This window comes from Flavivirga jejuensis, from assembly GCF_030540765.1.
Lineage (GTDB): Bacteria > Bacteroidota > Bacteroidia > Flavobacteriales > Flavobacteriaceae > Flavivirga > Flavivirga jejuensis.
Genome location: NZ_JAUOEL010000003.1, coordinates 566,281 through 579,901 on the forward strand (window position 1 = coordinate 566,281; position 13,621 = coordinate 579,901).

Sequence of the window (13,621 nt, forward strand, 5' to 3'; positions counted from 1 at the left end):
ATAACAATTTAAAACCCAATTAATCATGAAAATTACAAAACAATTTCACACACACTCAAACAATCTAAACAACATGAGTAAAAATTTAAAACACTTTTTAGGAACCATTTTTATGTCAGCTTTATTATTAACTAGCTGTTCTAATAATGACGATAACGATGGCGATATTTTAATTCGTCCAACAGCTGAAGATTTTAATCAGTTAAAAGAAGCTGCCCTTGAAAACTTAACGCAAACATTTCAGTTTAATACAGATGACGGCTATGTAACACTAACATCTGATAAGGGTGTACAAATTAGCATTAGTAGTTCTTGTTTAACTTTAAATGGAGACGCTGTAACTGGAACTATCGATGTAGAATTTGTTGAACTTTTTGACAAAGGTAGCATGCTTACAACAAATAAGCCAACCATGGGAACTTTACCAAATGGCGATAAAGCATTGCTTATTTCTGGAGGAGAATTCTTTGTGAATGCGACTCAAAATGGCGCTGCTCTAGAGACCAATTGCGGATTTCAAATGTTAATTCCTGGAGATTTAACAGGAGGCGTAGATAATGATATGACACTTTGGGAAGGTAGAGTCGATCAAGACGGAAACCTTGCATGGGCTGAAGTTGATGAAGATGCTGGACAAGATGGTGGTATATTTGGAGAGGGAGACCAATACTATGGTTTTTTTCAATCGTTTGGATGGTCTAACGTAGATCGTTTTTATAACGACCCACGTGAAAAAACAACTATCCTAGTTGCTGTACCTGAAGGATATGATAACACAAATAGTTCTGTTTTTATCTCTTATGATGGAGAAGATGCTGGCTTAGCCAATTTAGATACTTATGATGCTAATACAGGCTTATTTAGTGAGCATTACGGACAAATCCCTATTGGATTAGAATGTCATATTATTTTTGCTACCGAAGATGGTGACGACTGGAAATACGCTATTAAAGCTGTAACTATTGAAGAAAACGGTATTATAACATTTGTAGAAGGCGATACATCTATAGCTACAGAAGCACAATTAACAACCATTATTAATGGTTTACCTTAAAAATATCTACTCATTTTAATTGCCTGCTTATATTGGTTAGCTTCAATGGTTAACTTGCTTTTAAACCAGAAACCTTGTGTTTCTGGTTTTTTTATAAAAAAGGGGGTAACAAAATGTATGTACTATGTATATAAAGATAAAAGTACTGTGAAAAAAACAACTCAATTATTAGTTGCAATTATTATCATAATATTAGTATTAATTGCTAATATTATAATAACTATATCTAATTTTCATACAGCATCTTAAGCTAGAATCATGTAAAAGTATTTTAAAGATGCACTTTTTGTATATTTAAACCTATTTAACTAACTTTCATGAACAAACTATCCCTTTTTATTTGTCTCTCATTTATATGCTCATATAGTTATGCGCAACACTTGCTTGTAAACGATAGCCTTACTAGAACAGCAACTATTAAGAGTACTACAAATGGCAATGAAATAATTTTTACTCCAGAAACACCAGCTTTAAATCAAATTGCTGGTGCACCAAAAGCGTTTTATACCCATTTTTGGGAATTTGGAGACGGGCATTATAGCACCGAAGAAAAACCAAAGCATGTCTATAAAAACAAAGGTGAATACGAAGTAAAGCTATGGGCCACCAATAATTACGATACGGGTAAACCACCAACAACAAGACCTAAAAAAATTGCCATTACTTCCATGACAACCAACTATGAGGATCTCGCCACTATGGATGAAGACTTTACATTAAAACGCAATCGCGAGCCTGTCCCCGAAGAAGAAATGGTGGTTGTAATGAGTTATAAAAACACTAAAGAATATGTTGCCAATGGTAAAATATACCTGTTCTATAACGAGCTTAAATATAAAACCAATAATTTCGAATTGCTAGAGACCAGAACCCATCATAATGAAAAGGACGTTTCAACAGATGGTTTTGCATATACGCATAACATTGATAACGAAGGCACTTATTTAGCGTCTTTAAATAATGATATTATTAAATCGAGTGCCGTATTACAAGATTCAACAGAAAAAACAAACCTCCCTTTAACCATCGCACAATCTAAAACATATTATAAAGACTGGAGTCTTTTAGAATTCGATAACATACAACCTAACGAAGAACGCCATATTTTTTTCAGTTTAAAAACCACACCAGAAATGGTTAAAGATACCAGTGCTATTATATCGGTTAGAGGTATTTATGTGCCAGACGATAATTATGATAATCATAAAGTAAAAGACATGGAAATGGAAATTGTTACCTCACATGATCCTAACAAAATGTCATCAAACGGTACATTTATGAATTATAGATTGGTTCGCTTTAAAACCTTAAAATATAAAATTAAATTTCAAAATAATGGCGAAGGTCCAGCAAGAACCATACGATTGGAAACCGATATTCCAGAAATGTTGGATAAATCAACCTTAAAGGTGATAGACATGTATCCTAAATGTGATATATGCCCCAAACGAGACGTGTTGTATAGTTGCCTAGACACTACATTCACAGATACACAAGCCATTTTTACCTTTAAAAATATTTACCTCCCAGGAAGTGAACAAAAAAACGTAAAAGAATACGATTCTACGAAAGGCTTCGTAAAATATAGTATCAAATTTGCCAAAGATTTTCATAAGAAAAAAACTAAAAGTAGAACGGCCATTATTTTTGATAAAAACGATCCTATTATGACTAACTATTCAACCACTCGTTTTTTACCTGGTATTTCCATTGGTGCTAAAGTTGGCTATAATTCGTTTAATAGTTTAAAAAATTCTGAAAGCTATTTTTTTGGCGCAACACTTTCTCCTTTTAAATCTTATAGATGGTATTGGCAAGTAGAGTTAATGAATAATCTGCATAACTACGATAATGAAACGAATGTCGTTGATGAATTTATAGAAGAAGGAGCTCAAGGATTTCGTTTTTTGCAACGTACCACAACGGACGTTTCTTATGAGAATATTGATTGGGATATTCCCATTTTAATTCGATATAACATTAATAATTATTTAGGTTTGGGTGCAGGGATACAAAATACCATCTCTTTAAGTGAAAAAAAAGATCAACATGTTTTAATAGAACAATTTGAAGGAGATTTTCCAGACGCTTTCGCTTTTGGCACTGAAGAAAACACGTTTAGTGAAACCAATTCTTTCACCAATTTAAGAACTGGATTGTTGTTTGAGGCTACTGCTGGTTTTGCTAGAATAGGCCCGAGTTTGGGTGCGCGTTATATAATGAATTTTGAAAACGATTTTAACTATTGGCAATTCTACGCCATTTGGAAATTCTAACCTTAAGATTCTTTTGGCAATTCATTCTTATGGTAAGAAACGCATACATTATATTCTTTTTTTTAAGTTCATTTGGTTTTGCTCAAAACCTTGAAGAAGACATTTATGTAGCGACCGAGACATTTCTAAACAAGACGAATAATGCGTCACTTAAACTTTTATGCGAACAAGAATCTACGTTCAAGAAACAGGTAAAAAGCAAAAACGAACAATTAGCGCTTGTTTTTTTACAATGTCATAAAGGCTATTATTTAGAACAATACTCGCAATTAAAAGAAGCCATTAGCACTTTCGAAAATGCTTTAGATCGTTTTAAGATAAATGAACTTTCGAAACTTTCCGATTTCGATATTATTGAAAACTGCCTGAAACCTCTTGGGAATTTATATACTAAAACAGGAGATTATACCAATGCCGTTAATACAATAAAACGATACATCCATTTTGCTAAAAAGAGTAAGAACTTAAAACATCAAATAGGTGGTTTAATTAATCTTATCACACTCTACAAAACCCTTGGAGAGCATAAAACGGTAATAAAACTTTGTGACGATGCCTTAAAGCTAAAACAACTTAAACCCACACAAAAAGAGAAATTCTTAAACGCAAAAATATTTAGTTTGGTAATTTTAGAACAATTTGATAATGCTAAAATTGCAAATAACAATCCGCACATTCTTTCTAAATTCAATATACTTAATAACAGCTATCTTATCGAATTACAAAAAGGTAATTATCAAGAGGCACAAATTGCACATAACAAAGCAAAGAAGATACTCCATGCAAAAAATCATTTATCGTCTAGATATTTAGCAAAATTTTATCTAGAAGAGGTTCAACTCAATAAACTATTAAACCATTTAGACGACGCTAAAAACAGTGCTAATTTAGCTCTCAAAATGTTATTGCCAAATATAAGTTCTATTGATCTTCTTAATAAAAACAACTTATATGCCGAAAACACATTTATAGATATTTTCGACCTGTACGCTACTCTTCAAGAAGATCCTAAATTGGCACTTAATTATTATGATCTAAGTTTTTATGTATCCCGATTATTAGAAAACAATTGGACCTCGCAAGAAAACAAAATATCAAATCAGACAGCAAACAGAATTCGCAGCGAAAAATGTATAGATATTATCTTTAATGCCTACCAAAACACTAAAAATGACACACTCTTATTCACCGCTTTTAAATATGCAGAACTTAATAAATCGGGGATATTAAAAGAACGATTTATAAAAAAAACACTTTTACATAAGCACCCTAACGATAGCTTACTACTTAAAGAAGCGAATCTACTTAAAGAACAAGAAAAAATAACCAACCTTTTAATAAATGAACAATTAGGCAAATCTCAAGCATCAATAATTACAGCTTTGAGCTCCGATCTAAATACTATAAGTATTAAATTAAAAATACTTAAAGAAACTATAAATAAAAAATATCCCGAATTAGAAGACCGTATTTTTTTGGTTGATGAGATCCAAAATAAACTATTGGAGGAAAATGCTGTTTTGGTTGAATACTTTTATGGTAAAAAAAACATCTATCAATTTATAATTAATAATGAAGGCATGCATCTTAACAAAATCAATTTAGATGCCTCTACAAAAAAACACATCACAGATTTTATTCATTTATTTGATGCCGCTTCCATAATAAATAATGACATAGACAAATTTACAACCGCTGCTTTTACGCTTTATAACATCTTGGAGCTCACAAAAACAGCAACCTTCAAAAACGCTATTATTATTCCAGATGGGATATTAAATTTTATCCCATTTGAAGCTTTGCTTACTTCTAAAACCAATACAACAAACTTTTCAAAAATGCCATTTGTTGTAAAAAAACAGCATATCGTTTACAATACAAGTACCGCATTTTATCTAAAAAAAGAAGTAAAAAACAAAGCAAACAATCTTCTTGGAATCTTTCCTGTGTTTGAAAATACAAAAAACAGTTTAACATATTCTATTAATGAAGCAAACGCTATAAAAGAAGAAATGCATTCCGATCTTTTTTTAAAGGAAAAAGCAACAAAAAGAGCCTTCATTAAGAATAGTTCAAATTATAGTATTTTACATCTATCTACCCATGCCAATAGTGGCAATATTTCAACCCCTGCAAATATCGAATTTTATGGAGACACCATGTTTCTAAACGAGTTATACAGTCTTAACTTAAATACAGATCTTGTCGTTTTAAGCGCTTGTGAAACTGGCATTGGGAAGTTATATAAAGGAGAAGGCGCTATGAGTATAGCTCGTGGCTTTCAATATGCTGGGGCACAAAACGTATTATTTTCTTTATGGCAGATAAACGATTTATCTACGTCTCAAATCATGCAATCCTTTTATAAAAATTATAGCGACAATCAATCTGCTTATATTTCAAACCATCAGTCTAAATTAGATTATTTAAAAAATGAAGCCGTTAGCAACATAAAAAAGTCTCCTTATTATTGGAGCGCATTTGTTTATTATGGTGAATTAACAAAGCCAACTAATAGCAGCAAATTAATTTATGCCCTCATCGGCTTATTTATTTTACTTATTATATTACTTTTATTGTTGAAAACCAAAAGGGCTTATGGAAAAAACACTACAGGAATTCCTTCATGAAAAAAGATATACTAAAGTAAAATTACACCTTACTAAAACAAACCACTTTGAAATAAAAGCGACTATAAATGGCCGCAAAGGATTATTTATTTTAGATACTGGCGCATCAAGTTCTTGTGTTGGTTTTGAAGCCATTGAGACTTTTAACCTTAAAGCTGAAGACTCTATTATTAAGGCTGCAGGTGCAGGAGCTACCGATATGGAGACCAAAATGTCTAAAAAAAACAAAGTGAAAATCGGAAAATGGAAACACAATAAAGTTGTTTTAGTTTTATTTAACCTCGCTCATGTAAATACAGCTTTAATAAATCATAATTCGAAGCCCGTAGACGGAATTATTGGTGCTGATATCTTAAAAAAAGCGAAAGCCATTATAGATTATGAAAAGAAATATCTATATTTAAAACTTAAACATATTTAAACAAATCTAAATATTTTTAATTAATAGCTTTTAATTCTCCTCTAATTAATGAATACCTCAATAGTAATTGCTGACGACCATCCGCTAATGTTAAGAGGCCTCACTGATTTTTTGACTTCGAAAGGGTACAATATCATAGGTAGTGCCCAAGATGGAAATACCGCATATAATCTAATAGTAAAACTAAAACCTGAAATTGCCATTCTTGATATAAGAATGCCGCATAAAACTGGGTTAGAAATAGCAGAAGCTTGTAAAAAAAATAATTTAATCACCAAAGTTATCCTTATCACTTTTGATAAAGAAGAAGAGCTCTATGATAAAGCTAAGGAGTTTAATGTTTTTGGATATATTTTAAAAGAGTTTGCTATTGAAGAAATTGAAACATGTATTAAACACGTTATAGATAACACGCCATACTTTAGCGAAGAAATAGCATCTTATTTAAACTCCAGTAATTTAGAACAAAAACCTGATGCATTAGATTTACTAACCAAATCTGAACTAAAAATAGTGAAACTCATTTCTGAAAACAAAACGAGTCATGATATTGCTAAAGAGCTTTCAATATCAGTTCGCACAGTAGATAAACACAGAAGTAATATCGTTGCCAAATTAAATTTGGATAACAAACCTACATCACTTTCAATTTGGGCCAATTTAAATAAAAAATATTTATAAAAATACGCAGAAGTACGTATTTTTTATCTCATATCTAGGACATATATTTGTAGAGCTATTAATTAGTTCTTAGGGAGAATTATTGGAAGCTCTAAATTGTAATGATTTAGAGCTTTCGCTTTTTATAAAACTAGTCTCTAAATTAAAAATACGTAGAAGTGCGTATTTTTTTTTTCGTCCTTGTAACATACCTTTACCAAGCTATTAATTAATTCTTTGAGAGAGAATTTTTTACAAAACTCTGCGTTGCTTAGGCGCAGAGTTTTTAATCAAAAAAAAAGACATTTAAACATTAACCATTTAAAAAAGATTAATAAATTTTAAAGTAATAACAATGGAAAAAGACAATGATATTCTTGACAAATATTGTATAATAGGATTAGCTGTTTTAGTAATTATTGTTATTACTATAAACCTTATGATGTGTTTTAGTTAATTTTCATATTAGTCTATTAGTTAAAAAGGAGCTATCAATTGCAATTGATAGCTCCTTTTAATTTATAAAATATAAAATATTTACTAAAGCTCTAAAGCTTTCTTAACATCATTATTCATTAACAATTCTACTGGATTTTCTAAAGCTTCTTTTACAGCAACCAAAAAGCCTACACTTTCTTTACCATCAATAATTCTATGATCATACGAAAGCGCCACATACATAATTGGACGTATTTCCACTTTTCCATCTATTGCTACTGGTCGTTCTACAATATTATGCATTCCTAAAATAGCACTTTGAGGTGGGTTAATAATAGGTGTAGATAGCATACTACCAAATACACCACCATTAGATATTGTAAAAGTTCCTCCTGTCATTTCATCAACTGTAATTTGTCCGTCACGAGCACGAATCGCTAAACGTTTTACTTCTGCCTCAACACCTCTAAAACTTAAATTCTCTACATTCCGCATTACAGGAACCATTAATCCTTTTGGTCCAGAAACAGCGATGCTAATATCGCAAAAGTCATAGCTCAACATTTCTTTCCCATCAATCATAGAGTTTACTGCAGGATACATTTGTAAAGCTCTAACAACTGCCAATGTAAAGAAACTCATAAATCCTAAACCAACACCATGTTTGGCTTTGAATGTTTCTTTATATTCAGAACGTAATGCAAAAACAGGAGACATATCAACCTCATTAAAAGTGGTTAACATAGCTGTTGTATTTTTAGCCTCAACTAAACGTTCTGCCACCTTACGACGTAACATAGACATTTTACTTCGCGATGTTCCTCTACTACCTCCAGTTGGTGTTCCCATAGAAGGTACTGCGTTTACAGCATCTTCTTTAGTAACTCTTCCGTCTTTTCCTGTTCCAGAAATAGAAGCTGCATCCATACCCTTTTCTGCTAAAATCTTTTTAGCTGCTGGACTTGCAGAACCTGTTGCATATGTTTTTGCTTCAGTAGCAGCTGGCTTTGGTGTTTCAGCTTTTGGTGCTTCTTCTTTTTTGGCTTCTGCAGGAGCAGCCCCTTCAGGTTTTGCAGCACTCGTATCTATTAAACATACAACAGCTCCAACCTCAACAGCATCACCTTCTTCAGCTTTAAGCGTAATTATTCCACTAACTTCTGCTGGTAATTCTAATGTTGCTTTATCACTATCTACCTCAGCTATAGCCTGATCTTTCTCAACATAATCTCCATCTTCCACTAACCATGTTGCTATTTCCACTTCTGTAATGGATTCCCCTGGCGAAGGCACTTTCATTTCTAAAATCATTCTTTATAATTTTAATTGTATATGAATTATTTCTTTTTAATATAAACTAGTCGATATTGAAAACAGCATCAATTACAGATTGTTGTCTTCTTTTATCTCGTGTACTTGATCCTGGTGCTGGCACCGAACTATATGGTCTTGAAGCGACTTCTAACTTAACCAAATCCATGCGTTGTGCCATATGGCTCCAAGCCCCCATGTTTTTAGGTTCTTCTTGCGACCAAACATATTTTTCTACATTTGGATACTTGTTTATAACCTCTTGTATTCTTTCTAAATGCAATGGAAACAATTGCTCAATTCTTACCAAAGCAACATCTTCTCTTTCTAATGATTCTCTTTCTGCTAATAAATCATAATAGAATTTACCAGTACAGAAAACTAATTTTTTTACATTTTTAGGATCAATAGTATCATCTATAACTTCTTCAAATTCACCATTAGCTAATTCATTTATGGATGACACAGCTTTAGGATGACGCAACAAACTTTTAGGCGTAAATACTATTAATGGTTTTCTAAAATCACGTTTCATTTGACGACGCAATAAGTGAAAAAAGTTTCCTGGTGTAGAACAATCTGCAACAATCATATTATCTTCTCCACACAATTGTAAATAACGCTCTATTCTAGCAGACGAATGCTCAGATCCTTGTCCTTCATACCCATGAGGTAATAAAACAACAATACCATTTTGAGATTTCCATTTATCTTCTGCAGCCGATAAATATTGATCAAAAATAATCTGTGCGCCATTACTAAAATCACCAAATTGTGCTTCCCATATGGTTAACGTATTCGGGTTAGCCATGGCATAACCATAATCAAAACCAAGGACACCATATTCAGATAAAAAGGAATTATAAATATCCATTTTACCTTTATTCTCTGGATTTATATTTAATAAATTAATACGTTCTTCTGATATTTCATCACGTAAAATAGCATGACGGTGACTGAAGGTTCCACGCTCCACATCCTGACCTGAGATACGCACATTAAAGCCCTCCTCCATCAAACTACCATAGGCTAAAGTTTCAGCCATTCCCCAATCCAATGTGTCGGTTTCAAAAACCATTTTTTTACGTCCATCAAGAATTCTTTCCGCTTTACGCAAAAATTTAACCCCCTCTGGAACTGTCGAAACCACTTTCGAAATACCTTCTAATTTATTTTTTGGATACGCAGTCTTAACGGTTTCAAGCATCCCATCTAAGCCTTTACGCTCAAACGCTGTCCAACGCTCTTGCATAAACTCTCTAACTTTTGAAGACTCTGCTTTTTTAGATTTTGCATATTCGCTTTCTAGTGTCTCTTTAAAATCTGCAACAATTTTATCTAAATAAGCTTTATCTATAGTGTTTTCTGCAATTAATTTATCAGAGTATATTTTAAACGGATTGGCATGTTTTGATATTTTTTTATACAATTTTGGTTGCGTAAAGCGAGGTTCATCACCTTCGTTATGCCCATATTTACGGTAGCCTAATAAATCTATATAAACATCCTTTTTATAACGCATTCTATATTCTAAAGCCATTTCAACAGCATGTACTACAGCCTCAGCATCATCCGCATTAACATGCAAAACAGGTGATAAAGTTACCTTAGCAATATCGGTACAATAGGTACTAGACCTCGCATCTAAATAATTAGTAGTAAAACCTATTTGGTTATTAACTACAATATGTATAGTCCCCCCTGTTTTATAGCCATTTAATTGGCTCATTTGCCCTACTTCATATACAACGCCTTGACCAGCAATAGCAGCATCTCCATGTACAATAATGGGTACTATTTTTGAATTATCACCATCATAATCCGTATCAATCTTTGCTCGTGTAATGCCTTCTGCTACTGGAGCAACAGTTTCTAAATGGGATGGATTTGGAACCAAATTCATCTTTATTTTCTTTCCGTTTTGATACGTTTTATCTAATGTTAAACCTAAATGATATTTTACATCACCATCAATATTCTCATCTTCAAAATCTTTACCATCAAACTCACTAAAAAGTTCGTTTACTGGTTTTCTAAAAATATTAACTAACGTACTTAAACGTCCACGATGCGCCATTCCTAAAACACATTCTTTTACACCGTATTTTTCTACTGAAGAAAAAAGCACATTACTAATAGCTGGTATTAAAGACTCTCCTCCTTCTAAAGAGAAACGTTTTTGCCCTACATATTTGGTTTGTAAAAAGTTTTCAAACGTTACAGCTTGGTTTAATTTAGAAAGAATATATTTTTTGGTTTCAACCGAATAATTAGGTTGATTATCGTTTTTATTAAGCTGTTCCTGCCACCAACGAATCACCTCAGGGTTTCGCAAATACATATACTCAACGCCAATAGAACTACAATAGATATTTTCTAAATGAACAATTATTCTACGCAAGGTTTTAACACCAATACCTAAAATTTCTCCTGCATTAAAAACAGTATCTAAATCGTTTTCGGAAAGATCGAAATTTACTAAATCTAAAGTAGGTGAATAACTTCTACGTTCCCTTACAGGATTTGTTTTAGTAAACAAATGACCCCGCATTCTGTAACCATCAATAAGTCTAACGACATTGAATTCTTTTTGAACGTGTTCTGGAATTTGAGTAGAAACACCTTCTACAATCTCGCCACTTAAGCCATAGTTTTCGCTACCAAAATCGTAACCTTGAAAAAAAGCTCTCCAACTTGGTTCTACCGCATCAGGGTTTTGTAAATATTGATCGTATAAATCAGCAAAATATGCTGTGTGTGCCGCGTTTAAAAATGAAAATTTATCCATTGTTATTCTTAATACCGTGTAGGTTAGTCAAAATATTCTCCAAAAATACAACTTTTACTAAAATTAGATGTTTCTTTGACTATATTTATAAGCATGTAATAGCCTTTTAACGAATATCATATTATTACATGTTAATTTTTTAACGATTTCTGATTTCATGAAGACATTTCTTAACATTAATAAAAAAACAGTATTAATTATCATTATTATTTTGTTTAGTCTAACTAATTTAATGGCGCAGCAAAAAAATAGTTATTTTTGGAGTCATGTACGTTTTGGTGGTGGTATTGGATTAAATTTTAGTAATAATTTTTTTAGCGGAACCCTTGCTCCTAGTGCTATTTACGAATTTGATAAACCCTTTGCTTTAGGTTTAGGACTCAATGGAACCTTCGATAACCAAAAAGGTGTTTATAAATCAACTATTTTAGGAGGTAGTTTACTCGGATTATTTAATGTAATTGATGAGATACAACTTTCGGCAGAATTTGAACAACTTAATGTGAACCGACGCTATAATTTTAATTTAAATATTCCAAACGAAAATTATTGGTCACCTGCCTTATTTCTTGGTGCTGGTTATAGAAATGGCAATGTTACTTTTGGAATACGATACGATGTTTTATATGACGAAAATAAAAGCATTTATATTGATCCTTGGGTCCCTTTTGTAAGATTCTATTTTTAAACCTGAGTTCGACGTAGGATCGTAGATAAAAGGCAATAAATATGCTAGATTCAACTTATAATTATCATAGACTAGCTAGCTAGTTTATGATAATTTAAGGAAGAAGATGGTATACTTATTGGTTTTTAGCTTGAAACTAATAGATTTGAATATGTTTCAGATATCAGGAATCCACTTGTTTAATATAAAAATTTAATAAACAGTGTTTTAAAAAACAACCTCATTTTCCTTACGTCGAACTCAGGTTTTAAAGAGGAAGAAAAGCATTCCCTAATTCAACTTCCTCAACCAAATCTTTAATAGTTTTAGACTTTAAACTGTTTAATATTTGGCTCCTGGAAGTGCTTAATATAGAATGTAGCGGACAAGGTTTTTCTTCATTACATTTTTTTAAACTCATCATACAAGAATTTAATCTTTTTTCCCCATCTATAACATTCACAATACTCATTATAGAATGATTCAAATTTTTGTCGTCTAAATAAAACCCTCCTTTAGCCCCCCTAACAGACGATACTATTTTTTCTTTAACCAATTCTTGCAACAATTTAGCAATATAAGCTTGTGGAACATTTATGGGTTGAGAGATGTCCTTAGCCATAACCTTATTTTTTTCACTGGAATTTAAAGCTAAAAACAATACTGCCTTAATAGCGTATTTTGATGAGTTTGATAACATTTTTTTATATAATAAAACCAGAACAAATATAAAAAGGATGTTTTTGTCCTAAATATGATTTTTATCATATTATATTAAAGTATATGGCTTTAAATTTGGGCACAAAATTACATCAATTATGAAAAAAACACTAAACTTTGTAATGGTATTATTTGTTTCCCTTCTAATGAGTTGTGGCGGTAAAGAAGAAAAGAAGAAAAAAGGGTTCTCTTATGAGAAAAAAGCCCCTACAGAACAAAAAGTAAAAAAAGATGAGTCTGTTCCTGCTTCAAAAAAAATAGATCTAGCAAATAAAGGTGTTGGTCCAATCACTTCTATAAGTCTTCCTTCTGAAATTGATCAAACCATGGTAACTCACGGTGCAGATGTATTTAAAAAATTGTGTACTGCTTGCCATAGACTAGATAAAAAATTCATTGGTCCTGCTCCAACAAATATTTTAAGCAGACGCTCACCTGAATGGATTATGAATATGATATTGAATCCTGATGAAATGGTACAAAAAGATCCATTAGCAAAAGCATTACTTATTGAATTTAATGGATCTCCTATGGCAAATCAAAATTTATCTGAAGAAGATGCCAGAGCTATATTAGAATACTTTAGAACATTAAAATAGCCCCTATGAAATAAGAATTAGCATAGTTAAAAATTTCAATGCAGACCGAAATAGTTT

10 protein-coding genes are annotated in these 13,621 nt (G+C 31.9%); 7 read left to right on the forward strand and 3 right to left on the reverse strand.

What is annotated here, in order from left to right:
- Positions 1-25 precede the first annotated feature (25 nt).
- The 5 genes from Q4Q40_RS10990 (at position 26) to Q4Q40_RS11010 (ending at position 7,062) form a co-directional block, all read left to right on the forward strand.
- Positions 26-1,054 (forward strand): hypothetical protein, encoded by a 1,029-nt coding sequence (locus tag Q4Q40_RS10990; protein ID WP_303301840.1) that lies wholly within the window; start codon positions 26-28, stop codon positions 1,052-1,054.
- Between the two features lie 317 nt (positions 1,055-1,371).
- Complete coding sequence (locus tag Q4Q40_RS10995) at positions 1,372-3,330, forward strand: DUF7849 domain-containing protein (RefSeq protein ID WP_303301841.1); 1,959 nt, start codon at positions 1,372-1,374, stop codon at positions 3,328-3,330.
- 29 nt (positions 3,331-3,359) lie between these two features.
- Positions 3,360-5,960, forward strand: a complete 2,601-nt coding sequence (locus Q4Q40_RS11000; protein ID WP_303301842.1) for a CHAT domain-containing protein — start codon at positions 3,360-3,362, stop codon at positions 5,958-5,960.
- Complete coding sequence (locus tag Q4Q40_RS11005) at positions 5,929-6,381, forward strand: retropepsin-like aspartic protease family protein (RefSeq protein ID WP_303301843.1); 453 nt, start codon at positions 5,929-5,931, stop codon at positions 6,379-6,381. Before Q4Q40_RS11000 ends, Q4Q40_RS11005 begins: the two co-directional genes overlap by 32 nt.
- A gap of 48 nt (positions 6,382-6,429) precedes the next feature.
- Entirely contained in the window at positions 6,430-7,062 is a 633-nt protein-coding gene (locus Q4Q40_RS11010; RefSeq protein WP_303301844.1) for a response regulator, read from the forward strand.
- Positions 7,063-7,581: 519 nt separating this feature from the next.
- On the opposite strand, the gene odhB is transcribed toward Q4Q40_RS11010, so the two are convergent.
- Together odhB and Q4Q40_RS11020 are read right to left on the reverse strand one after the other, a co-directional pair.
- Positions 7,582-8,790 carry a 2-oxoglutarate dehydrogenase complex dihydrolipoyllysine-residue succinyltransferase gene (odhB, locus tag Q4Q40_RS11015; RefSeq protein WP_303301845.1) on the reverse strand — a complete coding sequence of 403 codons (1,209 nt, stop codon included), beginning with the start codon at positions 8,788-8,790 and terminating at the stop codon, positions 7,582-7,584.
- A gap of 46 nt (positions 8,791-8,836) precedes the next feature.
- Positions 8,837-11,578: a 2-oxoglutarate dehydrogenase E1 component gene (locus tag Q4Q40_RS11020; protein WP_303301846.1), complete on the reverse strand. Its 2,742-nt coding sequence runs from the start codon at positions 11,576-11,578 to the stop codon at positions 8,837-8,839.
- A gap of 157 nt (positions 11,579-11,735) precedes the next feature.
- Here Q4Q40_RS11020 and Q4Q40_RS11025 point away from each other — a divergent pair, with 157 nt between their 5' ends.
- Positions 11,736-12,266 carry an alpha-ketoglutarate decarboxylase gene (locus tag Q4Q40_RS11025; RefSeq protein WP_303301847.1) on the forward strand — a complete coding sequence of 177 codons (531 nt, stop codon included), beginning with the start codon at positions 11,736-11,738 and terminating at the stop codon, positions 12,264-12,266.
- A 247-nt stretch (positions 12,267-12,513) separates the two neighbouring features.
- Here Q4Q40_RS11025 and Q4Q40_RS11030 read toward each other — a convergent pair whose 3' ends face one another.
- Complete coding sequence (locus Q4Q40_RS11030; protein WP_303301848.1) at positions 12,514-12,945, reverse strand: RrF2 family transcriptional regulator; 432 nt, start codon at positions 12,943-12,945, stop codon at positions 12,514-12,516.
- A gap of 118 nt (positions 12,946-13,063) precedes the next feature.
- On the opposite strand from Q4Q40_RS11030, the gene Q4Q40_RS11035 reads away from it, so the two are divergent.
- The gene (locus Q4Q40_RS11035; RefSeq protein ID WP_303301849.1) at positions 13,064-13,564 is read left to right on the forward strand and encodes a c-type cytochrome; all 501 of its coding nucleotides are present in this window, start codon (positions 13,064-13,066) and stop codon (positions 13,562-13,564) included.
- The last annotated feature ends 57 nt before the right edge of the window (positions 13,565-13,621 follow it).